20 protein-coding genes and 1 tRNA gene are annotated in these 25450 nt (G+C 73.4%); 10 read left to right on the forward strand and 11 right to left on the reverse strand.

Annotated elements, in window-relative coordinates; all coding sequences use genetic code 11:
• Positions 1-13 precede the first annotated feature (13 nt).
• The 5 genes from AB5970_RS04920 to AB5970_RS04940 are packed head-to-tail and all read left to right on the forward strand — an operon-like array spanning position 14 to position 4083.
• Positions 14-913: a phytoene/squalene synthase family protein gene (locus AB5970_RS04920; RefSeq protein WP_370502786.1), complete on the forward strand. Its 900-nt coding sequence runs from the start codon at positions 14-16 to the stop codon at positions 911-913.
• Positions 910-2544, forward strand: a complete 1635-nt coding sequence (gene crtI / locus AB5970_RS04925) for a phytoene desaturase family protein (protein ID WP_370502787.1) — start codon at positions 910-912, stop codon at positions 2542-2544. The genes AB5970_RS04920 and crtI overlap by 4 nt, the downstream gene beginning before the upstream one ends.
• Positions 2541-2915: a lycopene cyclase domain-containing protein gene (locus tag AB5970_RS04930; RefSeq protein WP_370502788.1), complete on the forward strand. Its 375-nt coding sequence runs from the start codon at positions 2541-2543 to the stop codon at positions 2913-2915. Before crtI ends, AB5970_RS04930 begins: the two co-directional genes overlap by 4 nt.
• Positions 2912-3214, forward strand: a complete 303-nt coding sequence (locus AB5970_RS04935) for a lycopene cyclase domain-containing protein (RefSeq protein WP_370502789.1) — start codon at positions 2912-2914, stop codon at positions 3212-3214. Before AB5970_RS04930 ends, AB5970_RS04935 begins: the two co-directional genes overlap by 4 nt.
• Positions 3211-4083: a prenyltransferase gene (locus AB5970_RS04940; protein WP_370502790.1), complete on the forward strand. Its 873-nt coding sequence runs from the start codon at positions 3211-3213 to the stop codon at positions 4081-4083. The genes AB5970_RS04935 and AB5970_RS04940 overlap by 4 nt, the downstream gene beginning before the upstream one ends.
• Here the strand turns inward: AB5970_RS04940 and AB5970_RS04945 are convergent.
• A complete protein-coding gene (locus AB5970_RS04945) occupies positions 4064-4924 on the reverse strand; it encodes a hypothetical protein (protein WP_370502791.1) in 861 nt (286 codons plus the stop codon). The two genes, AB5970_RS04940 and AB5970_RS04945, sit on opposite strands and share 20 nt — an antisense overlap.
• A gap of 63 nt (positions 4925-4987) precedes the next feature.
• Here AB5970_RS04945 and AB5970_RS04950 point away from each other — a divergent pair, with 63 nt between their 5' ends.
• Positions 4988-6079 (forward strand): hypothetical protein, encoded by a 1092-nt coding sequence (locus AB5970_RS04950; RefSeq protein WP_370502792.1) that lies wholly within the window; start codon positions 4988-4990, stop codon positions 6077-6079.
• Positions 6080-6097: 18 nt separating this feature from the next.
• On the opposite strand, the gene AB5970_RS04955 is transcribed toward AB5970_RS04950, so the two are convergent.
• From AB5970_RS04955 to AB5970_RS04980, 6 genes are all read right to left on the reverse strand, one after another.
• Positions 6098-7795 carry an ABC transporter ATP-binding protein gene (locus AB5970_RS04955; RefSeq protein ID WP_370502793.1) on the reverse strand — a complete coding sequence of 566 codons (1698 nt, stop codon included), beginning with the start codon at positions 7793-7795 and terminating at the stop codon, positions 6098-6100.
• The gene (locus AB5970_RS04960) at positions 7795-8898 is read right to left on the reverse strand and encodes an ABC transporter permease (RefSeq protein ID WP_370502794.1); all 1104 of its coding nucleotides are present in this window, start codon (positions 8896-8898) and stop codon (positions 7795-7797) included. The genes AB5970_RS04955 and AB5970_RS04960 overlap by 1 nt, the downstream gene beginning before the upstream one ends.
• Positions 8898-10010 (reverse strand): ABC transporter permease, encoded by a 1113-nt coding sequence (locus tag AB5970_RS04965; RefSeq protein WP_370502795.1) that lies wholly within the window; start codon positions 10008-10010, stop codon positions 8898-8900. Before AB5970_RS04965 ends, AB5970_RS04960 begins: the two co-directional genes overlap by 1 nt.
• Before the next feature lie 88 nt (positions 10011-10098).
• A complete protein-coding gene (locus AB5970_RS04970; protein WP_370502796.1) occupies positions 10099-11745 on the reverse strand; it encodes an ABC transporter substrate-binding protein in 1647 nt (548 codons plus the stop codon).
• A 137-nt stretch (positions 11746-11882) separates the two neighbouring features.
• The gene (locus AB5970_RS04975; RefSeq protein WP_370502797.1) at positions 11883-12482 is read right to left on the reverse strand and encodes a GNAT family N-acetyltransferase; all 600 of its coding nucleotides are present in this window, start codon (positions 12480-12482) and stop codon (positions 11883-11885) included.
• Positions 12479-13051, reverse strand: coding sequence for a TetR family transcriptional regulator (locus AB5970_RS04980; protein ID WP_370502798.1), 573 nt, complete (start codon positions 13049-13051; stop codon positions 12479-12481). Before AB5970_RS04980 ends, AB5970_RS04975 begins: the two co-directional genes overlap by 4 nt.
• An 86-nt stretch (positions 13052-13137) precedes the next feature.
• On the opposite strand from AB5970_RS04980, the gene AB5970_RS04985 reads away from it, so the two are divergent.
• The 4 genes from AB5970_RS04985 to AB5970_RS05000 all read left to right on the forward strand — a co-directional run bounded on the left by AB5970_RS04985 (position 13138) and on the right by AB5970_RS05000 (position 22946).
• Positions 13138-14037, forward strand: a complete 900-nt coding sequence (locus AB5970_RS04985) for an SDR family oxidoreductase (RefSeq protein ID WP_370502799.1) — start codon at positions 13138-13140, stop codon at positions 14035-14037.
• Between the two features lie 97 nt (positions 14038-14134).
• Complete coding sequence (locus AB5970_RS04990) at positions 14135-16540, forward strand: S8 family serine peptidase (RefSeq protein WP_370502800.1); 2406 nt, start codon at positions 14135-14137, stop codon at positions 16538-16540.
• A complete protein-coding gene (locus tag AB5970_RS04995; protein ID WP_370502801.1) occupies positions 16537-19644 on the forward strand; it encodes a hypothetical protein in 3108 nt (1035 codons plus the stop codon). The genes AB5970_RS04990 and AB5970_RS04995 overlap by 4 nt, the downstream gene beginning before the upstream one ends.
• On the forward strand, positions 19641-22946 hold the full coding sequence (locus tag AB5970_RS05000; protein WP_370502802.1) for a hypothetical protein: 3306 nt from the start codon (positions 19641-19643) through the stop codon (positions 22944-22946). The genes AB5970_RS04995 and AB5970_RS05000 overlap by 4 nt, the downstream gene beginning before the upstream one ends.
• A gap of 15 nt (positions 22947-22961) precedes the next feature.
• On the opposite strand, the gene AB5970_RS05005 is transcribed toward AB5970_RS05000, so the two are convergent.
• The 4 genes from AB5970_RS05005 to AB5970_RS05020 form a co-directional block, all read right to left on the reverse strand.
• Complete coding sequence (locus AB5970_RS05005) at positions 22962-23198, reverse strand: DUF7455 domain-containing protein (protein WP_370502803.1); 237 nt, start codon at positions 23196-23198, stop codon at positions 22962-22964.
• A gap of 130 nt (positions 23199-23328) precedes the next feature.
• Entirely contained in the window at positions 23329-23850 is a 522-nt protein-coding gene (locus AB5970_RS05010) for a hypothetical protein (protein ID WP_370502804.1), read from the reverse strand.
• Positions 23851-24046: 196 nt separating this feature from the next.
• Positions 24047-24119: transfer RNA gene (locus AB5970_RS05015), tRNA-Lys, on the reverse strand.
• A 296-nt stretch (positions 24120-24415) separates the two neighbouring features.
• Positions 24416-25399, reverse strand: a complete 984-nt coding sequence (locus AB5970_RS05020; RefSeq protein WP_370502805.1) for an SDR family NAD(P)-dependent oxidoreductase — start codon at positions 25397-25399, stop codon at positions 24416-24418.
• Positions 25400-25450 lie beyond the last annotated feature (51 nt).

Below are 25450 nucleotides of genomic sequence, written 5' to 3' on the forward strand. Positions count from 1 at the left end.
GCTGGAGGAGCCGATGTCGGAGCTGCGATCGGCCCGTGACCGGGCGCTCCGGCTGTACGACGCGACGGCCGCGCGCACGAGCGCCGGCGTGCTGGCCGCCTACTCGACCTCGTTCGGGCTGGGCACGCGGCTGCTCGGCCGGAGGGCGCAGCAGGACATCCGCGCGGTGTACGCGCTCGTGCGGCTGGCCGACGAGGTGGTGGACACCTACCGCGGCGCCGACGCGGGCGCCGAGCTGGACGAGCTCGAGGAGCAGACCGCGCGCGCCCTGCGCACGGGGTACTCGACCAACCTCGTGGTGCACGCGTTCGCGCGGACCGCCCGGCGCACCGGGATCACCGCCGCGGAGACCGCTCCCTTCTTCGCCTCCATGCGCACCGACCTGACCGTGCGCGAGCACGACCGCGCCAGCTACGAGGCCTACGTGTACGGGTCGGCCGAGGTGGTCGGCCTCATGTGCGTGCGCGCCTTCCTCAACGAGGACCGCCGGCCCGACGAGCCGGTGCGGGAGCCCGACGCCACGCAGGTGGCCGGTGCCCGGGCGCTCGGTGCGGCCTTCCAGAAGATCAACTTCCTGCGCGACCTGGGCGCGGACACCGAGGAGCTGGGCCGCACGTACTTCCCCGGGACCACGCCGGGGCACCTCGACGAGGCCCGGCTGCGCGAGATCCTCGACGAGATCACCGCGGACGTCGCCGTCGCCCGGGCGGCGGTCCCCCGCCTGCCGACGAGGGCGCGCTACGCGGTCGGCGCGACGCTGGCCCTGTACCAGCGGCTGCTCGACGAGATCGCGAGCCGCCCGCCCGAGTCGCTGCTGGTCGGGCGCGTCCGGCTGCCCGCGCCCGTCAAGCTGCTGGTGGTCGGCGAGTCGGTGCTGGCCGAGGCGCGGGCCGGCCGCGCGGTCGGCGCATGACCGGACCCGGACGCGTCGTCGTCGTCGGCGGCGGCATCGCCGGCCTGACCACGGCCGCGCTGCTGGCCCGCGGTGGCGCGCTGGTGACCCTCCTGGAGCGGCACGACCAGCTGGGCGGGCGCGCGGGCGTGCTCAGCGTCGACGGCTTCCGCTTCGACACCGGGCCGTCCTGGTACTTCATGCCCGAGGTCTTCGCGCACGCGTTCGCGCTGCTGGGGGAGCGGATCGAGGACCACGTCGAGCTGGAGCGGCTGGACCCGGCGTACCGGCTGTTCCCCGAGGGCGGCGAGCCGTTCGACGTCGTGGGCGACCCCGAGGCCAACTGGGCGACGTTCGACGCGCGCGAGCCCGGCGCGGGCGAGGCGATCCGCCACTACACCGAGGCCTCGACGCAGGCGTACCGGACGGCCCTCGACTCGTTCCTCTACACCACGTTCGCCCGGCCCGACCGGCTGCTCTCGCTCGATGTGGTGCGGCAGTCCGGCGCGCTGGCGGGGCTGCTCACCGGCACGCTGGCGGACAAGGTCGCGGCGACGGTCACCGACCCCGTGCTGCGGCAGGTGCTCGGCTACCACGCGGTCTTCCTCGGGTCGTCGCCGTACCGGGTGCCCGCGCTCTACTCGCTCATGAGCCACCTCGACCTCGTCGACGGTGTACGTTTCCCTCGCGGCGGGATGTACACCGTGATCGAGGCGCTCGAGCGGATCGCCCGCAGGGAGGGCGTCGAGGTCCGCACGGGCGCCGACGTGACCGCCATCGAGATCGCCGACGAGCCGCCCTCGGTGCGGCATCCGCGCAGGTCGGGCAGGGCCCGCGGGGTCCGGCTGGCCGACGGCTCGCTGGTGCCCGCGGACGTCGTCGTGTCCGCGGCGGACCGCCACCACACCGAGACCGCGCTGCTGGGCCGGCACCGCGACCTGCCCGACGAGTGGTGGGCCGACCGCGGTCCCGGCATCTCGGCGCTGCTCGTCATGGCCGGCGTGCGCGGCGAGCTGCCCGAGCTGGCGCACCACTCCCTGTTCTTCACGCGCGACTGGCCGGCGAACTTCGAGGACATCCTCGGGCCTGGGCGCTCGACCGCGCCCGACGGGCTGCGGGTGCCCGAGGTCGCGTCGATGTACGTCTCGAGGACCACCGCGAGCGACCCGACCGCGGCGCCGCCCGGGCACGAGAACCTGTTCCTGCTCGTCCCCTTCCCCGCGGACCCGTCGCTGGGTGCGGACGACCGCGAGGCGGTGGAGCGGCACGCCGACCGGTACCTCGACCAGGTCGGCGCGTGGGCCGGCATCCCCGGGCTGCGCGAGCGCGTGGTGACCCGCCGGGTCGTCGCGCCCGCGGACTTCGCGCGCGACTTCTCGGCCTGGCGTGGCAGTGCGCTCGGCATGGAGCACACGCTGCGGCAGAGCGCGATGTTCCGGCCCGGCGACGCCTCCGCGCGCGTCCCGAACGTGCTGCACGTCGGGGGTGGGACGATCCCGGGTGTGGGACTGCCGATGTGCCTGATCAGCGCCGAGCTCGTGGTCAAGCGGATGCTCGGGGAGACGTCGTCGCGACCGCTGCCCGCCCCGCTGCGGCCCGGCTTCCTGGCGTCTGCGCGCCCGCGCGGGGTGTGGAGCGAGCAGGTCGGATGAGATTCCTCTACCTGGGCGCCCTGCTCGTGTCGCTGGGCGGCCTGGCGCTGCTGGACCGGCAGTTCCGGCTCGCCTTCTGGGCGGACGCCCGGCGGGCCGCCCTCACGGTCGGCATCGGCGTCGTCGGGTTCCTCGCGTGGGACGTGACCGGGCTGCTGCTCGGCATCTTCGCCCGCGGCGACTCGCCCCACATGACCGGGCTGCTGCTGGCGCCCGAGCTGCCGGTGGAGGAGGCCTTCTTCCTCGCGCTGCTCTGCTACACGGCGCTGCTCGCGTGGCGCTGGTTCGACCAGTCGGCGCGGCAGCGCGAGGCCGGCCGGCGGGCCCTCGCGAACGAGCCGGACCAGGCGGACCAGGCGGACCAGCCGTGACCAACATCGTCCTCAACGTCATCGTGCTGGCCGTGCTCGGCGCCGTCTCGTGGCCGGTGCTGCGCCGCATGCGCGCGCTGCCGATCGTGTGGACCGTGCTCCACCTGTGCGTGCTCACCGCGGTCTTCGACACGATCATGATCGACGCCGGCCTGTACGTGTTCGACCCCGACAAGATCCTCGGCCGGTACATCTGGGGCGCCCCGCTGGAGGACTTCGCGTATGCGATCGCCGCCGCCGTGGGGATGCCGGTGCTGTGGGTGCTCCTCGGCCGACGCACGGACCGGGAGCCCTCGTGAGGGAGGTCCTCGCGGCGTCGCGCCCGTTCAGCTGGATCAACACCGCCTACCCCTTCGCCGCGGGCTACCTGCTGGCCACGGGCGGGCGGGTCGACGCGACGTTCGTCGTCGGCACCCTGTTCTTCCTCGGGCCGTACAACCTGCTGATGTACGGCATCAACGACGTGTTCGACTACGCCTCGGACCTGCGCAACCCGCGCAAGGGCGGGATCGAGGGCGGCCTGGTCGAGCCGGCCCGCGCGCGCGAGGTGCACCGCCGGATCCTGTGGGCGTGCGTCGTCGCGACCGTGCCGTTCGTCGTCTACCTCGTGCTCGTGGGCGATGCCGCGGCGAACGCCACGCTCGCCCTGGTCCTGTTCCTCGTGGTGGCGTACTCGGCGCCCGTGCTCCGGTTCAAGGAGCGGCCGGGCCTGGACTCGCTGACGTCCGCGATGCACTTCGTCGGGCCCCTGCTGTACGCCCTGGTGCTGGTCGGCGCGGACCTGAGTGCCCCGACCACGTGGCCGGTGCTCGTCGCGTTCGTGCTCTGGGGCATGGCGTCGCACGCGTTCGGGGCGGTGCAGGACGTGCGGGCGGACCGAGAGGGCGGCATCGCCTCGGTGGCCACCGCGCTGGGGGCGCACCGGACCGTCGTGGCGGCGACGATGCTCTACGTGCTCGCGGCCGCCGTCCTGCTCGTGGTGCCGTGGCCGGGCTCGCTCGCGGCGGTGCTGCCCGTCCCGTACGCGATCAGCACCGCGCGGTTCTGGTCCGTGCGCGACGACGACTGCGAGCGCGCGAACGCCGGCTGGCGCCGGTTCCTCTGGCTCAACCTGGTCACCGGGTTCCTGGTGACCATGCTGCTGATCGTCATCGCCCGGACGAGCTGACGGGCGCGATGCCGGGCGGTCGGTAGCGCGCGAACAGGACGCGTGAGCCGAGGAACGCGAGCACCCACAGGACGACCACCAGGGCACTGGCCGCCACGGCGGTGGTCAACCACGGGAGGCGGTCGACGACGCTCGGCAGCGGCGTGCCCCCGGACCCGGCGACACCGATGGTCGCGCCCCCACCCGACCGCCACCACACCCAGCTGAGTCCGGCGGCGGGCAGGACGTAGGCGGCCGCCCGGGCGGGCGTGGACCTACCGGCCAGGAGCACGGCGGCGCCGATCGCCACCGCCAGCAGCAGCGACACCGTCCGGACGACCGTGACCGGGGCGCCGACGACCTCACCTGCGAGCGACCACCCGGACGCCGTGACCCGTGGACCCGGCGCGACCCAGAGCGGCGCGGTGAGCGCCGTCGCGACGATCGCGAGCACCCGGACCGGCGACTCAACGCCCACGAGGGTGACCGCTCCCGTCGTCGCGAGAGCGAGGAGCAGGCCGACGAGCGCGGGCAGCAGGAGGTCGGTGGCGGGCGAGCCCTGGATGACCGTGGCGGAGAGCGGGGCGTACGCGAACCAGCCGAACGCGCTGTGCGGCTGCCACCACCAGACGGCGCCGAGAGCGAGGGCCGGGACGGCGAACCACGCGGCCCGGCGTGCCGCCGTCGCCGGCCGCCGCACGGCGAGCACGGCCACGCCGAGAGTGAGCACGACCCCGGCGACCACCAGGCCCGTGCGTGGTCCGGAGATCTGCCGCACGGGCGGGTAGAGAGCGGTCAGCGCGACGAGGACGCCGAGGACCGCGACCGCGATCGACCCGGACACGACGAGCCTGTTCCGCATGCCGTCAGGCTAGGGGTGGACCGGGTCGTCGCGAGGCAGAACCGGGTCGCTACAGTCCGCAGCATGGCGAACGCGGGGACCCTCGACTGGACCGTGTTCCTGCTGGTGGTGGGCCTACGGCTCGTGGTCCCGCTGTTCATCCCGCGGTTCCCGCTGCCGGCGATCCTCGCGGCGCTCGTGATCGACGGCGTCGACAAGTCGATCTTCGCCGCGTTCACCGACCTGCCGCTCGACAACTACCAGTCGTACGACAAGGCGCTGGACATCTACTACCTGACGATCGCCTACCTGGCGGTCCTGCGGAACTGGCGCAACCCGTTCGCCGTCGGTGTGGCCGCGTTCCTCTGGTACTTCCGGCTGGTCGGAGTGCTGGCGTTCGAGCTCAGCGGCGCGCGCTGGTTGCTCATGGCGTTCCCCAACACGTTCGAGTACGTCGTCATCGCGCTCGAGGTGGTCCGGACGCGGTGGGACGCCGGGCGGCTGAGCAAGGCCGCGTACCTGTGGACAGCCGGGCTGATCTGGGTCGTGATCAAGCTGCCGCAGGAGTGGTGGATCCACGTCGCCCAGCTGGACTTCACCGACGAGTTCGGGAAGCTGGTGGACGGGCGGCCGTGGGTCTGGGGCGTCATCGCGGCGCTCGTGGCGGTCCTCGTGGTCGTGGGACGACGGCTCGCGCGGCGACTGCCGCCGCCGCGGTGGCCGTTCACGGTCGATGCCGACGTGGTCGCCTCGCACGTCGGCTGGCTTCCCCGCGGGCCGGTGGCGGCGGCGCCGACGGGCGTGCGGCACCTGGTCGAGAAGGTCGTCCTCGCCGGTCTCGTCACGCTGATCATGGTCGAGTCGTACCCGCGCATGGAGGCCCGCATCGGCGCGGTGGCCCTCGTCGTCACCGCGACCGTGCTGCTCCACGCGGTGCTCTCGCTGCCACGCCGACGGTCGCTCGGGGTGCAGGTGGCCGTCAACACCGCGATCAGCCTGGTGGCGATGCTCGTGTTCGCCGCGATCGCGACCGGGCAGCGCGGGCAGGTGGCGGTGGGCGACGTGCTGCTCTTCGCCTACCTGGTGGCCCTCGTCGTCACGCTGTACGACCGCTACGCAGCGCGCCGTGAGGCGTGCGAGCTGCCGGTGCCGGCCGAGGCGCCCGTCGTCGCCTGAGCGCTCGGCCGGCCCGCGTCACTCCTGCGCGCGCAGGTTCCTCCACTGCTCGCGCCGGGCGGCCTGCTCGACCGGGTCCGGCACGGGCAGCGACGCGAGCAGCCGCTGCGTGTACGGGTGCTTGGGGGCGCCGAGCACCTGGTCACCGGTGCCCTCCTCGACGAGCACGCCCCGGTGCAGCACCGCGATGCGGTGGGCGAGCAGGTCGACGACGGCCAGGTCGTGGCTGATGAACAGGCACGCGAACCCCAGCTCGGCCTGCAGCCGGGCGAACAGGTCGAGCACGCGGGCCTGCACCGACACGTCGAGCGCGCTGGTCGGCTCGTCGGCGATGAGCAGCTCGGGGCCCAGGATGAGCGCCCGGGCGAGGCTGGCGCGCTGGCGCTGGCCGCCCGACAGCTCGTGCGGGAACCGGTCGCCGAACGCCTTGGGCAGCTGCACGGCCTCCATCAGCTCGTCGACCCGCGGGCGGGCCTCCTGCGGGTTCGGCGCCAGGCCGTGCACCACCATCGGCTCGGCCACGCACTGCGCGATCGTGAGCAGGGGGTTGAAGCTGGTCGCCGGGTCCTGGAACACGAACCCGATGCGCTTGCGCACGGGCCGGAACGTCTTCTCCTTCACGCCGAGCATCTCGACGCCGTGGACCTTCAGCGAGCCGCCGCTGACCGGCGTCAGGCCGGCGATCGCGCGCCCGATCGTCGTCTTGCCGCTGCCCGACTCGCCGACCAGCCCGAGCACCTCTCCGGGGCGGATCACCAGGTCGACGCCGTCGACTGCCGTGAACGCGGGCTGCCGCAGCCGGCCCGGGTACACGATCCGCAGGTCCGTCGCCTCGACGACCGGGGTCGCCGACTCGTCGACCACCATGGCCTCGAGCTCGTCGGCCACCCGCACCCGGTCGCGCAGCCGTCGCCCACCGACGCGCGGCACGGCGTCGAGGAGCTTCTTCGTGTACGGGTGCTGCGGCGAGGAGAACAGCGTGTGGACGTCGGCCTGCTCGACGATCTCGCCGTTGTACATGACCGCGACGCGGTCGGCGAGGTCCGCGACGACGCCCATGTTGTGCGTGATGAGCACGATCGCGGAGCCGAAGTCCCTCGGCAGCCGGCGCAGCAGGTCGAGGATCTCGGCCTGCACCGTGACGTCGAGCGCAGTCGTGGGCTCGTCCGCGATGATCAGGCCCGGGTCGAGCACGAGCGCCTGCGCGATGACGATCCGCTGCTTCTGCCCGCCCGAGAACTGGTGCGGGTAGTGGTCGACGCGGTGCTCCGGGTCGGGGATGCCGACCAGGCGCAGGACCTCGATCGCCTGCGCGCGGGCGTCCTTCTGCGAGAGGCGGTGATGGGCGCGCAGGCCCTCCGCGATCTGCCATCCGACGGGGAACACCGGGTTCAGCGCGGTCGACGGCTCCTGGAACACCATCGCGGCGTCGCGGCCCCGCACGTCCCGCAGGTCGTTGGCGTTCATGGTGACCACGTCGTGCGTGGCCGACCCGTCCTTGCGGGTCAGCAGCACGGCGCCGCTGCTCAGCGCGGTCTCGGGCAGCAGCCCGAGGATCGAGCGGGCGGTGACGGTCTTGCCCGAGCCGGACTCGCCGACGATCGCGAGCACCTCCCCGGCGGCGACCGTGAGCGAGACGCCCTCGACCGCACGCACGGTGCCCGAGTCGGTGGCGAACGAGACCCGCAGGTCCTGGATGTCGACGACGTCGGTCATCAGCGCACACCTTCCTGGCCGGGCTCGTCGAACAGGGCGGACGGTGCCTCGAGCTCGTCGATGGCGCCGAGCTCGTCGTCCAGCGCGCCGCCGGGGACGGCGACGACGGGGCTGACCGGGCCGATGGCGTCCGCCGCCTTGGCGCGGCGGCGGGTGCGCAGGCGCGGGTCGGCGAGGTCGTTGAGGGACTCGCCGACGAGCGTCACGCCGAGCACGGTGAGCACGATCGCGACGCCCGGGGGCACCGCCGTCCACCAGATCCCGCTGGTCACGTCGGACAGGGACTTCGACAGGTCGTAGCCCCAGTCGGCCGCCGCGGTGGGCTCGATGCCGAACCCGAGGAACCCGAGGCCGGCCAGCGTGAGCACGGCCTCGGAGCTGTTGAGCGTGAGGATCAGGGGCAGCGTGCGCGTGGAGTTGCGCAGCACGTGCCGGCCCATGATCCGCACGTGGCCCGCGCCGATCACGCGCGCGGACTCGACGAACGCCTCGGCCTTGACGCGCACGACCTCGGCCCGGACCACGCGGAAGTACTGCGGGATCATCACGACGCTCAGCGAGATGGCGGCCGCCATCACGCCGCCCCACATCGACGACTGCCCGCCGCTGATCACGATGGCGACGACGATGGCGAGCAGCAGGCTCGGGAAGGCGAACAGCGCGTCGGCGATGACCACGAGGACACGGTCGATCCAGCCGCCGAAGTACCCGGACAGCAGGCCGAGCAGGACGCCCGCGAAGATCGAGAGCAGCACCGCGACGACGATGACGAGGAACGCCGGCCGGGCGCCCCAGATGGTCCGGGACAGGACGTCGTAGCCGCCGACGGTGGTGCCCAGCCAGTGCTGCGCGGACGGCGGCTGCTGCGAGCCGAAGTTCACGTCGCCGGAGGACAGCTGCGCGTAGCCGTAGGGCGCCAGGACCGGCGCGAACGCGGCGGTGAGGACGAAGATCGCGACGAGCACGAGGCCGACGACGAGCATCGTGCGCTGCAGGCCGACGCTCGTGCGCAGGTGGCGCACCACCGGCAGGCGCTTCCAGAGGGACGTGTGCTCGGGGGCCGCCGGGGCGGCGTGGACGGCGTCCGGGTCGATGACGGTCATCAGTACTTGATCCTCGGGTCGACGAGTGCGGCGATGACGTCGACGATGAAGTTCGTCAGCGCCACCACGACGGCGAGCAGCACGACGAGCCCCTGGACGGCGACGAAGTCGCGCGCCAGCAGGAACTGCACCAGCTGGAAGCCGAGGCCCTTCCACTCGAACGTGGTCTCGGTGAGGACCGCGCCGCTGAGCAGCAGCGCGATCTGCAGGCCGATCACGGTGATGATCGGGACGAGCGCGGGCCGCCAGGCGTGCTGGCGCAGCAGCCGACGCTCGTTCACCCCGCGCGACCGGGCCGCCTCGACGTACCCGGTGGACAGCGTGCCGATGACGTTGGTGCGGACCAGGCGCAGGAAGATCCCGCCGGTCAGCAGGCCGAGGGCCAGCGCGGGCAGGACCGCGTGCTGCAGCACGTCCCACACCACGGAGGGGTCTCCGGTGCTGAGCGCGTCGATCAGGTAGATGCCGGTGCCCGCGCCGTTGCGCTGGATCGCGATCTGCGCGTCGGTGGAGGCGCGACCCGCGACGGGCAGCCAGCCCAGCCAGACGGAGAAGACGAGCTTGAGCAGGATGCCGGCGAAGAACACGGGCGTGGCGTAGGCGACGATGCCCGACACCCGCAGCGACGCGTCGACTCCCTGGTCACGGCGTGCGGCGGCGATCCGGCCCAGCGGGATGCCGACCAGGAGGGCCACGAGGAGCGCGTAGAACGCGAGCTCGAGCGTCGCGGCGCCGTACGTGAGGACGACCTCGGTCACGGGTCGGTTGGTCGAGATGGTCGTGCCGAAGTCGCCGTGGAACAGGTTGGTCAGGTAGTCCCAGTACTGCACGAGGATCGGCCGGTCGTACCCGGCGGCGTGGATCCGCTCCTGCAGCTGGTCGTGGGTGAGCCGGCCGCCGAGCGCGGCGGTGATCGGGTCACCCGTCGAGCGCATGAGGACGAAGACGGTGGTCACCAGGATGAAGATCGTGGGGAAGATCAGCAGGAACCGGATCAGCAGGTAGCTGCCGAGGTGCCCCCCCGATCGCCTGCTCTTCGCGCCTGGGGTCGCCGGCGCGGTGGGTTCGCCGGGGACGACGCCGGTGGGCGTGCCGGTCGTGGTGGTGGTCATGGTTCCTGCCTGTTGCGGTACGGACGAGCCAGACGGCCCCGCCCCCGATCGTGCTCGGGAGCGGGACCGTCTGCCAGCGGTACGAGGATCAGTTCGACAGCGCGCCGTAGCGGAACTTGAACGAGGCGTCGAGGGTGTCCTCGGTGCCCTTCACGTCCTTGCCGACGACGGCCACCTGGGCACCCTGCAGGTACGGGACCGTGGACAGGTCCTTGGCCTCGGTGTCCTGGATCTTCTCGATGAGCTTGGTGCGGGCGTCGGGGTCGGTCGTCGTCGCCTGCTCCAGGATCATGTCGTTGACCTCCTGGTTGGAGTAGTGGTTGCTCAGGAAGTTCTCCGTGAGGAAGAACGGCGTGAGGTAGTTGTCGGCGTCCGAGTAGTCCGGGAACCAGCCGAGCTGGTACGCGGGGTACACGTCGGCCGTGCGGTCCTTGGAGTACTGGACCCACTCCGTCGTCTGCAGGTCGACCTTGAACAGGCCGCCCTTCTCCAGCTGCTCCTTGATGAGGCCGTACTCGTCGGCCGACGAGGGGCCGTAGTGGTCGTTCGAGTACTGCAGGCTCAGCGCGACCGGCGTGGTGACGCCGGCTGCCTCGAGGGTCGACTTCGCCTTGTCGGCGTCGGGACCGCCGTTGCCGTCGCCGTAGAGGCTCTTCAGCGACTCGGTGGCGCCCGTCAGGCCGTCCGGCACGTAGGAGTACAGGGGCGTGTAGGTGCCCTTGTAGATCTGCTCCGACAGCGGCTTGCGGTCGATGAGGTCGGCCACCGCCTGGCGCACCGCGAGGGCCTTGGCCGGGTCGGCGCCGTCCGCCTTGGCACCGTACGGCTGGGTGTCGAAGTTGAAGACGATGTAGCGGATCTCACCGCCGGGACCGTCCACGACCTTGACCTTGTCGTCGGTCTTGAGGTCCGCGATGTCCGTCGCCGAGAGGCTGCGGAACGCCACGTCGATGTTCCCCTCCTGGACGTCCAGCTTGAGGTTCGACGAGTCCGCGTAGTACTTGACGTTGACCTCGTCGGTCTTCGCGGGGGGCAGGACGCCCTTGTAGTCGGGGTTCGCCTTGTACGAGACCAGCGAGTTGAAGTCGTAGCCGGTGATCGTGTACTGCCCGGCGAACGCGTTGCCGTCGACGATCGCGTTGTCCGGCGTCACCGCGTCGGGCGAGAAGACCTCTTCGTCGACGATCGGGCCCGCGGGGCTGGACAGGATCTGGGGGAAGATCTGGTCGTTCTCCGACTTCAGGTGGAAGACCACCGTGGTGTCGTCGACGGCCTCGGTGCTGTCCAGGTTGTAGAGCAGCGACGACGGCCCGTTCTCGTCCGCGATCTTCAGCTGCCGGTCGAACGAGAACTTCACGTCGGACGACGTCAGGTCGTGGCCGTTGGCCCACTTCAGGCCCGGCTTGAGCTTGACGGTGTACTCCGTCGGCGCGGTGAACTCCGCCGAGACGGCGATGTCCGGCTCCACGTCCGGGCTGCCGTACGGGGTGTTCATGAGGAACGGGAACACCTGGTTCATGACGGCGAACGAGCCGTTGTCGTACGACCCCGCGGGGTCCAGCGTGGTGACCTTGTCGGTGGTGCCGATGGTGAGGGCACCTCCGGCGGACGTGCTGCCGCCGTCACCGCTTCCGTTGTTGCTGGTGCCCGAGCACGCGGTCAGCACGAGTGCCGTGGCCGCGAGTCCCGCGGTCGCCGCGAGGACGCGGCGACGGGATGGTGCGAGGGAGGACATGCGCTACCTCTTCTGTCGGAGCCGCGGGCACGTTGGGCCACCCGTCGGCTGGGTTCTCAGTGGGCTATGGGTAGCACACAGATGTAACAGGCATCACGAGGGTCTTACCGGTAAGTAACATCCACGTCTCGGGATGGTCACGATCCGTTGGGGATTCTGGGCTCGACGACGCCCGCCAGCTCCCGGCGCATGACGACGCGCGGGCGGCCGCCACTGTGCCCCGTCGTCGGCGCCGCCACGGTGAAACCGGCGGCCTCGAACAGGCGGCGGGTCCCCACGTAACCCGAGATGACGTCCACCCGGTCGCCCGCGCCGACGTCGACGGGGTAGCCCTCGACGACCGTCGCGCCGCACGCCCGGGCGTGGGCGACCGCCCCCTCGAGCAGCTCGTGCATGAGGCCCTGGTGCCGGAAGTCGGGCCGGACGACGAAGCAGACGACGCTCCAGGCGTCCCGCTCGTCGACGAACGGGAGGGTGCGCGAGTGCATGAGGCGCCGGTAGGTGCTGCGGGGCGCCACCGAGCACCAGCCGGCCACCTCGTGGTCGACGTACGCGAGCACGCCCGGCCCGGGCTCGCGGGCGCACTCGTCGCGCATGTACGCGGCGCGCCCCTCGTTCGGCACGCGGCTGTCGCGGTACGACATGCACCAGCACCCGGCGCCGCCCGGCTTCTTGACGCCGACCACCTCGACGAAGTCGACGTAGCGCCCGACCGCGGACAGCACGTCGACCGTCACGGCGCGGCCCCCGCCGTGACCGCCCGGAGCTGGGCGAGCGAGGCCTCGATCGTCGCGGCGAGGGTGTCCGACGACGTGCCCGTGACCCAGGCCTCGAAGCCCACGGAGAACACGGCCACGCCCGCCTGCGCGGCGAGCCCGGCCGCGGGGTCCGGCACGCCCCGGGCCCGCAGCGCCGTCGTCGCCGCGGCGGCCAGGCCGGCCATCTTGAGCAGCTCGCGCTCCTGCAGCGCGGGGTTGGCGGCGATCACGGCGGACCGCCGCCGCGCGTGGTCCCGCCGGTCCTCCAGCATCGACCCCGCGGCCGCGAACGCCCGGCCGACCACGTCGATCGGCGACAACCCGTCCGGTGCGCCGGCGATCGCGTCGACGAGCCCCTGCTGCAGCGCGCCCGAGCCGTCGAACAGCACCTCGCGCTTGTCGGCGAAGTGCCGGAAGAAGGTGCGCTCGGTGACGCCGGCGCGCTCGGCGATGTCCTCGACGGTCGTCTGCTCGAACCCGCGCTCGGCGTAGAGCTCGAGCGCGACCCGCGCCAGGCGGCCCCGCGCGTCCGGTTCCCATCGACCCATGGGCAGGAGTGTAGTGATGACAGCGGCTGTCATCGGGTCTACTGTTGGTGATGACAGCAACTGACATCACCTGCAAGGAGCAGCACATGCGCGTCTTCGTCACCGGGGCCTCCGGCTGGATCGGCTCCGCCGTCGTCCCCGAGCTCCTCGACGCGGGGCACAAGGTGGTAGGGCTCGCCCGGTCCACGCGGTCCGCCGACGCCCTGGCGGCGGCCGGCGCGGAGCCGCACCCGGGCAGCCTCGACGACCTCGACAGCCTGCGCGCCGGCGCCGAGGCGGCCGACGCCGTGATCCACCTCGGGTTCAAGCACGACTTCTCCGACATGGCCGGTGCGTGGCGCACCGAGCGCGCCGTGGTCCAGGGGTTCCTCGACGTGCTCGAGGGCTCCGACCGCCCGTTCCTGCTGGCCTCGGGCGTCGCGGGGCTCACGCCCGGCCGCGTGGCCACCGAGGCCGACGAGGCGCCGATGCACGGGCCCGACTCGCCCCGCGGCGGCGCCGAGAACCTCGCGCTGTCGTACGCCGACCGCGGCGTGCGCGCCGTGAGCCTGCGCTTCTCCCCGACCGTGCACGGCGAGGGCGACCACGGCTTCGTCGCGGCGCTGGCCGGCATCGCCCGCGCGACGGGGGTGGCCGGCTACGTCGGCGACGGCGCCTCCCGGTGGCCCGCCGTGCACCGGCTGGACGCCGCGCGGCTGGTGGCGCTCGCGCTCGAGGGCGCGACCGCCGGGTCGCGGGTGCACGCCGTCGCGGAGGAGGGCGTGCCGTCCCGGGCGATCGCCGAGGCCCTCGGGCGCGGGCTCGGCGTCCCGGCGGTCTCGATCGCCGCCGACGCCGCCGCTGAGCACTTCGGGTGGATCGGCCAGTTCTTCGCGCTCGACATCCCGGCGTCCAGCGCCGTCACGCGCGGCCTGCTGGGCTGGGCGCCGACGCACCCGGGGCTGCTCGCGGACCTCGAGGCGGGGTACTACACCGGCCCGGCCTAGGTGCCAGCCTCCTGGACGCCGCCCGCACGAGAGGTGCAGGCTTGAGGGCGCTCGGGGCGACCGAGAGTCGCCGCTCGGACGACGAAGGTGTTCCGGGATGGCTGAGTTCGTCGACATCGCGTTGACCGATGAGGTACGACTCCCCTACGTCGAGGGCGCCGAGAGCGCGCTGGCCGACCTCGACCCCGCGTTCGCCGCCGCCTGGGACGCCCTGGCCGCCGCGTTCCCAGGCATCACCCTGCAGCCGTTGATCGACGCGCTGCCGGTGGACGACCTCCGGGCGATGGTCGACGGTGCGCGGGAGCGTTCGGGGGAGGAACCGCCGGACCCCGTCGCGTGGTTCGCCGTCCCGATCGAGGACGGGGCGGCGGCCGACGCGCTGGTCGCGGCCATCGTGGAGCTGCCGTTCGTGTCCGAGGCGTCGCGGCGGCTGCCCGTCGTCCCGGCCGCCGTGCCGCTCTGGGGCAGCACCGCCCAGGGCGAGCGCGAGCTGCAGGTCCTGCCACCCCCGCGCGGGGTGGACGCGGTCTGGGCCTGGCACGTGCCCGGCGGCACGGCGCCGGGGGTCCGCATCGCCGACATCGAGACCGCATGGGACCTGACCCACGAGGAGCTCCGGAGCGCCCGGGTCACGCCCTCGTCGGTGTTCGGCGTCGACACCCCGGAGCACGGCACGAGCGTCGCCGGCATCGTGGTCGGGGCCGACGACGGCGTGGGCACGGTCGGCATCGCGCCCGGCGCCGAGCTGCTGCTCGTCACGGCCGACCGCGGTGCGGGGGCCGCGAACACCGCGGCCGCGGTCCTCGCGGCCGCGGCGGCCGTGGGCGTCGACGGGATCGTGCTGATCGAGCTGGCCTCGCCGTTCGGTGCGGACAACGGCCCGGCGGCACCGGTCGAGCTCGACCGAGCGGTCCAGCGCGCCATCCGGTTCGTCGCGCTCTTCGGGGTCGCGGTCGTGGAGCCGGCGGGCAACGGCCACCTCGATCTCGACGACTCCCCGGCGTTCGCGCACCTCAACCCCGCGTCCGGCACGTTCGTCGACTCCCGTGCCGTCGTGGTGGGCGCCGGCCGGCCCGCGGGCGAGCACAACGAGCTCTGGGAGCGGGCGGCCGACTTCTCCAACTTCGGCGCCCGGGTCGACTGCTTCGGACCGGGGCTGTTCGTGCGGGCGCCGGGGACCGCGCCGGACACCTACGTCGACTTCTCGGGCACCTCCGCGGCCTCGGCCGTCGTCGCGGGTGTCGCCGCCGCGGTGCAGGGCATGTCGACGGCCGACGCCGGCCAGGTGCTCGACGTGATCGACCTGCGCCGCGTGCTCAGCGACCCGGCGCTCGGGACGACGATCCCGGACGGGCGCCCCGCCGGCATCGGGCCCATGCCCGACCTGCGCGCCATCGCGCTCAGCCGGGGCTGGCCGCGGATCGTGCCGCCGGCGATCACGACGCTGGGCGGCGACGCCGTGCTCGCGGCGTTCCTCGACACCACCAACCACCTGGTCCGGCGTGGGTGGCAGTTCTTCCTCGACTGGCTGGACCCGGCCGCGTTCTCGCCGGACGAGTTCGACCACGCGGTGACCACCGGTGCCCCGGTGGTGACGGCGCGGCAGGAGCAGGACCCCCTCGCGCGCCTGGTGCAGGACGCGTTCCTGGTCGGCCCGTCCGGCCTCGAGCACATCTGGTGGGACGACCAGGGTCAGACCGGCACCCTGAAGTCCGTCGCCGGCCGGGACCACGTCGCGCAGGGGACCAGGCCCGCGGTCGCGGTCACGGGGGAGAAGGAGGTCGCCGTCGCGTCGGTGTCCCCCGACGGCCAGCTGCTCGCGATGGTCGGCGACGCCGGGCTGCACCTCCCCGGCGGGCTCACCGCCGGCGTCCCGCTCGATCCGGGGAACCTCTACCGGCGCCTGCGCGGCCCGGCGATCTGCAGCCGGGCGGCGGGCACCGCCGACGTGGTGGCCATCGACGACGGGGGCACGTTCCGCTGGTTCACCGGCGTCACCACCGCGACAGTGGGCACGGGGTGGCAGCCCGGCGTGGCCGACACCGGCGGGGCGGTGTTCGACGGCGGCGCGGGCACCGTCGTGCTGGCCGTCGGTCCGGAGGACGCGCGCACGCTCGTGGCGCTCGGGGTGGGCCGGGACGGTCTGCTGCGCGCCGTCGACATCGACCCCGCGCAGGGCGTCGTCTCGTCGGTCTTCCTGGTGGGGACCGCGGACATCGGGCTGGAAGGCGCCGTCGCGCTCGGGCTCGCCGACGAGAGCCTGGTGGCGCTGGCCGTGAACAGCGGCGGGACACTCCTCGCGGCCACCCGGGCCGTGGGCGGAGGGCCCTGGACCGACCAGACGATGGTGAACGACGCGACCGTGATGCCCTCCGCCGGGGTCGTCGCGACCTCGATCGACACCGGGGTCATGGCGCTCGTCGTGGACATCAAGGGCACGGTCATCGCGACGAGCTCGCGCGACGGCCTCGACTGGACCCCGTACCAGGACGTGTCCGAATGACCGAGCTGCTGATCGTGCGGCCCGACGACCTCGTGGTCCTCGGCGTCACCGCGACGGGCTGCACGATCGTCGGCGACAGCCTGGTGGCCGGCGACGGCGCGTCGTTGACGGTCCGCTTCCCGCCGCAGGCCGTGAGCGAGACCAAGGCCGAGGAGGCCGTCATCCAGGGCGGTCTGCAGGCGCGCAGCAGCGAGATCGGCTACGACCTGCCGGTGGGCACCGCGGTCCGGCTCGATGTCGCCGGCGTCCTGGACGCGCTGGCGGGGCTCGACATCCCGGGCGTGGCGAGCACCCGGATCGAGCTGCCCGCCGGCCTGATCCAGCGCCCGGCGGTGGCGGCGCGCGGCTCCGGCCCCTCCCAGCCGCTCGCGCGCGCCGGCGTGACGGCGCTCTGGGAGTACGTGGTCCGGGCCACCGGGCAGGGTCCGCTCCTGCTCCTCGCCCACGACGTGCTCGGCGACGACCAGGGCAGCGACGTCGAGCCTCTCGACTTCAGCGAGCGGAGCACGATCTTGGTCACCGGCGTCGCCGCGGAGGTCGAACGGCTCCGGCTGTCGGCGCTCGGCGGCACCCTCACGTCGCACCTGGCGACGGCTGCGCTGCGGTGGGACCACGTGACGGCGCTCGGCAGGGACCAGCGGGTCCGGTGGGAGCAGCCCGGCGTGCTGTTCCCGTTCGGGCACCCGGCGGTGCTCGAGTCGACCGTCGTGCGCCGCGTCGGTCGCGACCAGACGGCGTCCCTGCACCGCGAGACCGTCCTGCGCGTGGTCCAGCCCGTGCACCACCTGCCACCGGTGGAGTTCCTCGCGGCCCGGGCGTTCCCCTTCAGCCAGGCGGAGATGCTGGTCACCACGCTGGGGGACATCGACCACAGCCAGCCGGTCGACACGTTCACGCGGCCGCCGGAGGTGGTCGACGCGATCACCCAGCGGCGGCGGACCATCGAGGACACGGAGCTGCCGACGGCGCGCGCGGCGTTCGCCGACCGGTTCCGGCAGCCGATCCCGCTCACCGAGTGGGGTCTGGTGGACCACCCGCTGGACACGGGCAACGCCGCGGACGTGCGGGCGGCCGACACGGAGATCGGGGACCTGAGGAGTCAGCAGGATCAGATCCTCGAGGACGGCAAGGTCGTGACCGACGACATCCCGCCCACGTTCTTCATCCCGCAGTCGGTCGCCGACGCGGCGAACGCTCTCCAGCCCCGGATCAACGAGCTCACGGCACAGCGCGAGGCGTCGCACCAGCGGTTCGTCGCCAACGACGTGCCGTTCCTGCAGAGCGCCCAGCCGACCCCCGCGGAGCTGGCCGACCCCGACCTCTACGCCCGCCGGATGATGGACGCGGACATCATCCGCCTCCTGGACGAGCTGGCCGACATCCTGCGGCTGCTGGGCCCCGACGCGACGGTCACCACCGTGTCGCGCGTGCTCGACCCGCCCGGCGGCGGCTCCTGGCCCGTGCGCTGCACGGGGAGCCTGGGCGACGTCGTCCTGCAGGTGCCGCTGTTCTTCGTGCACGACGTGCGCGTGCCGGCGGACGCGTTCTTCGAGGGCTACTCGAGCCTCGACGACCGGTCGGTCCTGGGGCGCGTCCCCGAGGTCACGTGCGCGCTGCCGGGCACCCCGATCGACGTCGTCCGCCGCCCGGAGGGCCCGCGCACGACCGACGTGCAGGAGGTGCACGGGATCAGGCTCCACGCAGAGATGTCGGACCGCGAGCTGCGCCCGGTGCTGCGCTCGTTCGAGGTCGAGCTGCCCGAGCTTCGCACCCTGCTGCCCGAGGGGGCGCCTCAGCGGGTGACCGCCCGGCTGGACTCGCGGTACCTCGAGGGCGGCCCGATCAAGGACGTGATCCGGCTCGACCCGCCCGTCAAGGCCGACTTCGACGCCCAGGCCGACCGCGGCGGCGCGCTGGTCACGCCGACGTTCCACGCCGACGTCGTCTCGGACGAGTTCGGCCCCGTGGACGGGCGGGTGCTCCCGGGTGGCGGCGACCCGCTCGCGGCGCTCGCGGACATGCGGCTGTTCGGCATCCCGCTGGCGTCGCTGCTGAGCGGGTTCGACGCGCCACCGTCGATCCTCCAGATCGCCGGGCCGGACGGCGTCCCGCGCGGCGCGCGGATGACGTGGCCCGAGCAGAGGCTCCAGTCGCGGGAGACCTTCGTCGCCCACGGGCCCGACCCCATCGACGCGCCCGACACGACGACCGTGCGGCTCACGGTCTCCCAGGACCTGGCCGTCCGGAGCACCGAGTGCGTCCTGACCGCGTTCACGCTGCGCCTGCCGACCCCGCAGACCGAGGTGCTGCGCCTGTGGTTCGACGGCCTCACCTTCCGCGAGGGCTCGGGCCGGCCGCCGACGTTCGACGTCTCGCACATGGACTTCTCGTTCGAGGGCTCCCTGCGCCTGCTCAAGGACCTCCAGGAGAAGGCGTCTTCGGTGCTCGGCGCGGCGAAGCCGCAGATCGCGCTGCGGGAGGACGGGGTCACCGCGACCTTCGCGATCCAGGTGCCCGACGCCAGCTCCGGCGCGTTCCTGATGCGCAACATCGTGGTGCACATCCAGGTGCACATCCCCTTCCGGGGCGGCTCACCGGGCGTGCGGCTCGCGTTCGCCAGCCGCGAGGCGCCCTTCCAGCTGAGCATCCCGCCGTTCGGCGGCGGGGGGTACGCGGCGGTCGCCATCGAGGGGTCGACCCTCAAGGAGCTCGACATCTCCATGGAGTTCGGCGGCATGATCAGCGCCGACTTCACGGTCGTGAAGGCCGAGGTGCACGCGCTGGGTGGCGTCCGCACGGCGCTCGTCGGCAACGACGTCCAGATCGGCGGGTACCTGCGTCTGGGCGGCAGCGTGTCGCTCTTCGGGCTCGCCTCGGTGTCGCTCGAGATGAGGATCGAGCTCGTCTACGACGGGGTCCGCAACCAGCTGGCCGGCCGCGCCACGCTGGTCCTCGAGATCGACCTCACGCTCTACTCCGACTCCGTCGAGCTGGACAGCGGCCTGTGGGTGCTCGCCGGTGGCTCGAGCCCGCCCCCGCCGCCGGACCTCGGGTCGCAGGTGGCCCAGGACGGCTGGCACGGCTATCAGCAGGCGTACGCATGAGCCGCGCGATGTGGATCGCGGTGCCGGGCGGACGGACCGCGGACGGCGGCGGCGTGCTGCGGGTGGTCGTCGTCCCGGTGCTCGACGGCGGCGGGACGCTGGCCGAGGAGGGGATGGCGTCCTGGCCGCCGCCCGAGCTGACCGCGGACGACGGGCGCCTCGTGGTCGACGCAGCGACCGACGTCGGCGCGGACCCGGCCGTGAGCCTCTCGTTGCGGCCGTCTGTCGCGGCGGTCCCGGGGCTGTGGGAACGGTTCTTCGGCTCGATCGACGTGCGGCCGCCCGTGGGGGCCGTCGTGCGCGGGCTGGACGTGCAGCCGACGACGATGCAGGCCGACGCCATCATCACCGCGTACAGCGAGGTCGCGCGCGGCCTCACGGACGAGGACGGCCGGGCCGAGTTCGCGACGATGTCGCGCGGCCGCGCGTCGGAGCTCGCCGGCATCGCCCCGCCGCCGCCCCCGACCGAGGGCACGGGCACCCCGTCGGGCCGGCCGATCGACTTCCACCTCGCGACGTCGGTCCTCCGCGAGCACCCCGCGGTGCTCCGGGCGCTCGGGCTGATCCTCGAGCTCACCGTGACGGCGTCCGACGTCGCGCGGCTGCCCGAGCGGGGCGTGCTGCGGGTCGGCTGGCCGACGGCGCCGCCGGGGATCCCCGCGGTGGACCCTCGGTCGACCAGCTACCTGCGCGACCGGTTCCTGCCGGCCCCCGGTCCGGGCTCCGACCTGGCCGACGCCGGCGGCATGGTGGCCCTCGCCCGCGAGACCGGCGACGGGCCTGTCTGGCGGCTCCACACGGTCGACGTCGACCACGCCGCACGCGGTCTGGCCGCGGTCGCGGCGGCCGGTCCGACGCCGGAGTCGGACGGGGCCCTGCCCGCGCTGCGCACGGCCGGCGTGCTGCTGGCGCGCGTGGGCCGGGCCGCGGACCTGGCCGACCGCGGCGCCCGCAACGGTCGACCGGCCGACGACGTCCTCGTCGCGGAGCACCTGACCCTCGGGTACCGGGTCGACGTGCGCATCGTCGGGCTCGACTGGCACTCGCTGTGCCGGCGGGAGGCCCGGTACGCCGTGAACGGGGTCGCGTTCCCGACTCCGCCGACCGAGGAGGGGCACGTCAAGGTCGGCGGCGGCATCGACCGCGGCGACAACATGCTGCGCACCGACGAGGTGGTCGCCCGGTGGGACGGTTGGAGCCTCGCGGTGCCCCGGCCGGAGCTGCGCGACCGCCCGGCAGGCGCGGGGACGCCGTCGGTGCCCCTGCCGTTCGTCCTCGACACATCGGGCGTGACCGTCGAGCCCGGGACCCTGCTGCGCCTGAGGTTCGGCGACGACTACCAGGTGCGCGCCCGAGTCGCGGACGTGGCCGGCGGCGGACCGGTGCTGGAGGAGCCGTCGCTCGACGGGTGCGACTCCGAGCTGGTGAGGTTCCGACGCCACGAACCGGTGCTGCCGCCCGACGTCCGGGTGCCCGCCGGCGCCGGGCCGTTCGGGCCGGGCGCCTCGCCGACCGCGCTGGTCGTCCGCTCGGCGGAGGGGATCGCGGACGCGCTCGCCGACAGCGCCCGGGACCTCGTGCCGCCGTCCGCGACCTTCGAGGTGATCGAGCGGCACGGCCGCCTCGACGGAGACGAGGCCCTCACCCTCCTCGCCCGCACGGACCTGCCCGATCCGGCCGCGGGCGGTGTCGTCGGGTTCGTGCGGGGCGACCCGGGGGAGCCGCCGCGCGACCTCGAGCCGGAGAACTGGACGTCGAGCCGGCCCGGCCCGCACCCGGACGGCACGTGGCCCGACCTGCAGCCCAAGAGCCTGGAGCTGCGCGCGCGGGTGGGCGCCGAGCCCACGCTGCAGTGGGAGGACGGCGGCGTGCTCGTTGTGCGCCTCGCGCCGGCCGAGGAGGCGACGGTGCAGATCTCCTCGCTGATCGGCGAGGATGCACGCGGGGCGTTCTCCATCTCCGACTGGCTCACGGGCGGCGGCGACGGCACCCCGGGTACGACGTCGGCGGCCGAGGACCTGTTCGCGGCCGGGCGGCACCCCATGGCCACGCCGGCGCGCAGCGTCACCGTCCGGCACGCGGTCCGGGCCCCGCGGGGCACGCCGCAGGGCCGGCTCGCGGTGTCGCGGACCGAGGGGGCCACCACGGGGCTGGTCCACGTGGCCGAGGACGGCGACCCGCGCGCCGGCATCGACCCGCCGAGCACGCTCGCGGTCGACGTGGCGGCGTCGTGGAGCCCCGTCGACGACCGCGGCGACCCGCCCGCCGACCGCCGGCCGGTGGGCCGGATCGCCGTCGGTCGCGCCGACGCGCGGCTGGGCACCCTGACCCAGGAGTTCGGCGACACCAAGCACCGCGCGGTGACGTACTCGCTGACGGCGATGAGCCGGTTCCGCGACTGCTTCGCGCCGTCCGAGGACGGCGGAGCGTTCCAGGTAGAGGGCACGATCGGCCCGGTCTCGGTACCCAGCTCGGCGCGCCCGGTGGCCCCCGTCGTGCGCTCGGTGACGCCGGGGTTCCTCTGGCAGGAGGAGCGCGCGGGGACGACGATCGTCCGTCGGCGGCTGGGCAACCGGCTGCGCGTCGAGCTCGAGGCGCCGTGGTTCCTCACCGGCGACGGCGAGCAGCTCGCCGTGGTCGGCACGCCGGGCGGGATCGGCGAGGACGTCGCGCCGCTGGTGACGCAGGCCGGCCGCGACCCGGTGTGGCAGACGGGCCCGCCGCCGCGGTTCCCCGTCCCGGCCGGGACCGCGGTGGGCGTCACGCTGGCGGAGGGGCCGACGGCCGTCGTCGTCGCGCACGGGGTCTTCGAGGTGGGCGGCAGCGCGTTCGCCGATGTCGTGCTCGGCCCGTTCGACTCGTACTCGCCGCTCGTCCAGCTCGCGGTCGCCCGCTACCAGCCCGAGAGCCTGCCCGGCCTGACGATCTCGCCGGTGGTGCGGACGGACTTCGTCCCGCTGCTGCCCGACCGCACGGTGACGGTCGAGGTGGGCGCCGAGCTGGGCGTGACCCTGACGGGCGTGACGCCGGCGGGCCCGAGGCTCAACCGGTGCGACGCGATCCTCGAGGCGACCGGCGACGCGGGGGACGGCCCGCTCGTGCTCGGCGACGGCGGCCCCTGGCACACGGTCGCCACGGCCAGCGGCGCGGTCGGCACCCGGCTCACCCTGCCGAACCCGGGCGGCACGCTGCGCGTCCGGGTGCGCGAGGTCGAGATGATCGGCCGCGACACCGCCCCCTCGCTCGGCACGGTCCAGGAGCTCGAGGAGCGGGTCGTCTTCGCGGACACCGTGCCGCTGTAGCCGACCCGCGACCGGTCAGACGCGCTCGGGCGCCTGCTCGTCGATGCGGTGCCGCTCGTCGTGGACCGTGGCGCCCGCCGCGACCAGCTTGAGCTCGTGCGCGCGGAAGTGGTGACCGCAGAAGAGCAGCTCCAGCCCGTCGGCCGCGGGGAGCGTCGCCCGCACGAACGCCTGCGCACCGCAGCGGTCGCACCGGTCCTGCCGGGTGAGCTGGGCGGTGGTGGTCGGGACGTCGACCGTGGTCGTGGTCATGGGCGGACACCTCGTCTCGCTGGAGGGGAGCGGCGCTCGTCGCACCGCGCGTTCTGCCCATCCGAACCGCCGCGCGGTGGTCCGCCATTCCGGATCGGTGTTCGCTCAGCGGGGAACCGGTCCGGCCGGCCTAGGACGACGGCTCGAACGTGTGGGTCCAGAGCAGCGACCCGTCGGCGTTGAAGTACGTGTACGTCGCCTTCGGCGTCAGGCTGATGCCGGCCTGGGCCATCCCGACGAAGACGGACGAGTCCGCGACTCCCTGCAAGGTCCCAAGGTTCGCCTCGAACCAGGCCACCGAGGCGGCGACGTCCATCTGCTGCGCGTACGTGTAGTCGTACTCGACGGTGTCGGGCTGCACAGCAACGATCTGCAAGTCGGAGTACACCCCGTTCGACATCGACAGCAGCGTGGGGATCTGTGGTCGGGCAGAGTCGACGAGCATCTCGAGCGCGGCGCCCGGTACACCGAAGTAGTCGCGGGGAGTGGGCTCCACCTCTGCGGGCGCGACCGTCTCGGTGCTCTCGGCGCTCTCGACAGGCGCAGCCGCCTCCCGTTCGGTCTGCATGTCGCACCCGGTGAGCGTCCCGACGAGGACCAGCACCCCCGTGACGACGGCGCCGAGCCGTACGAGCAGAACGGTCCGTGCCATCTGTCCTCCGCGCCTGGTGGTGGTGCCATCGTCGCTGTGCGCCGGCTGTGCAGGTGCGCGCATTGGAGTGAAGTTGCTGCACGATGGACACCGACCGGCGCGTCACCGGCACCGGTGCGAGCCGTTCCCTGGCATCGGCGCTGTCGTGGGCCGCTCCGCGGCCAGGACGCCGGGCACCTCGGGAGTGTCCGTTGGGTGGGCCCCGTGGGGATCGAACCCACAACCCGCGGATTAAAAGTCCGCTGCTCTGCCAATTGAGCTAGAGGCCCGGGGGTTGCGGGGTTTGATCCGTGGAACCCTCGGGACAAGTCCCGCGTGGTTCAGCTGACGTCACGTCCGCCGCCTCCGGCACGAAACCCTACGACACCGAGGGTTGCCGCCTGGCGTGTGGTGCGTCAGGACGGGCCAGTGGGGGCTTCGCGTCGTGCGTGGAGGACGACGCGAAGCTCCCCATCCGCGCCGGAGGTCGCGGACGGCACGCCGGCCCGCGTATGACGGCGGCCCGCCCGCTGCGCAGATGAGAGCGGGACACACGTCGGGCGCGCGGGCGTGGCTGCTCCTGTGGTCAGTTCTCCGTGGTGAGTCGCTCGCTGACCTCCCAGAGTCTGCGCGCGTCGTCGGCGTCGAGCATGGCGGAGCTGGCCATCGAGGGGATGCTCTCGGCGTTGAGCGGGTAGTCGCTGTCGTCGAGCTCGGCGACGTCGTTGTCCTTGAGGTAGACGCCGCCGATGCCCTCGAGCAGCGGGCTTGCCGCACCGAACACCAGGTTCGCGGCACCCTGCTCGGTGGTCTTCTTGCCGCCCTCGGGGTCGATGATCGTGTTCCCGTCCTCGTCGACGAGCCCCTGTGCGCGGAATGCCGCGGCCCGCTGCGGGCTGTGCGGTCCGGGGCCGATGATGACGCCCGGGTGGGTCGCGAACGAGCGGATGCCCTCGTCGGCGTAGCGGCGGTCGAGCTCGACCGTGAAGAGCACGTTCGCTCGCTTGGACTGCCCGTACGCGGCTGCGGGGTCATAGCCGGTGGCAAAGTCCAGGTCGTCCCATCGGATCTGGCCGAACCGTGCGGCGCCGGAGGTGACGTTCACGACCCGGGCGCCGTGCGCGGCGCGCAGCGCGGGCAGGAGCCCACGGGTGAGCCGGAAGTGCCCCAGATGGGCAGTGGAGAACGCGAGCTCGTGCCCGCGGGAGTCGAGCTGGAGCTCGGGTCCGAACATGACGGCTGCGTTGTTGACGAGGACGTGCAGCGCGCGACCGGTCCCGAGCCAGCGGGCGACGAAGGCGTCGATCGACGCCGGATCGGTCAGGTCTAGCGCCTCGATGGTGATGCTGTCGACGTGGGCAAGTGCCAGCGCCGCTCGCTCAGGGTCGCGGGCGGCGACGGTGACCGATGCGCCTGCGCTGCTCAGGGCCCGCGTCACCTCGCTGCCGAGGCGGCCGTGCCCACCGGTGACGATCACGTTCTTGCCGGTCAGGTCGACATCGTGGAGGACGTCCGCGGCCGTGGACGAGGCGGTGAACGGGGTGTGGAGTGGAATCTGCTGTTCGATCATGAGATCGAGTGTGCGGCGAACGCGGCGGACTCGGAATAGTTGTGCGTTCGG

Origin of the sequence: Cellulomonas sp. ICMP 17802, assembly GCF_041295535.1 — a bacterium.
Classification (GTDB): domain Bacteria; phylum Actinomycetota; class Actinomycetes; order Actinomycetales; family Cellulomonadaceae; genus Cellulomonas.

Coding starts and splice junctions, on each gene's coding strand:
- AB5970_RS05005 (WP_370502803.1), bottom strand. CDS start 23,198: ATGACCACGACCACGGTCGACGTCCCGACCACCACCGCCCAGCTCACC.
- AB5970_RS04920 (WP_370502786.1), top strand. CDS start 14: ATGTCGGAGCTGCGATCGGCCCGTGACCGGGCGCTCCGGCTGTACGAC.
- AB5970_RS04995 (WP_370502801.1), top strand. CDS start 16,537: ATGACCGAGCTGCTGATCGTGCGGCCCGACGACCTCGTGGTCCTCGGC.
- AB5970_RS04985 (WP_370502799.1), top strand. CDS start 13,138: ATGCGCGTCTTCGTCACCGGGGCCTCCGGCTGGATCGGCTCCGCCGTC.
- AB5970_RS05020 (WP_370502805.1), bottom strand. CDS start 25,399: ATGATCGAACAGCAGATTCCACTCCACACCCCGTTCACCGCCTCGTCC.
- AB5970_RS04930 (WP_370502788.1), top strand. CDS start 2,541: ATGAGATTCCTCTACCTGGGCGCCCTGCTCGTGTCGCTGGGCGGCCTG.
- AB5970_RS04955 (WP_370502793.1), bottom strand. CDS start 7,795: ATGACCGACGTCGTCGACATCCAGGACCTGCGGGTCTCGTTCGCCACC.
- crtI (WP_370502787.1), top strand. CDS start 910: ATGACCGGACCCGGACGCGTCGTCGTCGTCGGCGGCGGCATCGCCGGC.
- AB5970_RS05010 (WP_370502804.1), bottom strand. CDS start 23,850: ATGGCACGGACCGTTCTGCTCGTACGGCTCGGCGCCGTCGTCACGGGG.
- AB5970_RS04960 (WP_370502794.1), bottom strand. CDS start 8,898: ATGACCGTCATCGACCCGGACGCCGTCCACGCCGCCCCGGCGGCCCCC.
- AB5970_RS04970 (WP_370502796.1), bottom strand. CDS start 11,745: ATGTCCTCCCTCGCACCATCCCGTCGCCGCGTCCTCGCGGCGACCGCG.
- AB5970_RS05000 (WP_370502802.1), top strand. CDS start 19,641: ATGAGCCGCGCGATGTGGATCGCGGTGCCGGGCGGACGGACCGCGGAC.
- AB5970_RS04965 (WP_370502795.1), bottom strand. CDS start 10,010: ATGACCACCACCACGACCGGCACGCCCACCGGCGTCGTCCCCGGCGAA.
- AB5970_RS04990 (WP_370502800.1), top strand. CDS start 14,135: ATGGCTGAGTTCGTCGACATCGCGTTGACCGATGAGGTACGACTCCCC.
- AB5970_RS04945 (WP_370502791.1), bottom strand. CDS start 4,924: ATGCGGAACAGGCTCGTCGTGTCCGGGTCGATCGCGGTCGCGGTCCTC.
- AB5970_RS04980 (WP_370502798.1), bottom strand. CDS start 13,051: ATGGGTCGATGGGAACCGGACGCGCGGGGCCGCCTGGCGCGGGTCGCG.
- AB5970_RS04950 (WP_370502792.1), top strand. CDS start 4,988: ATGGCGAACGCGGGGACCCTCGACTGGACCGTGTTCCTGCTGGTGGTG.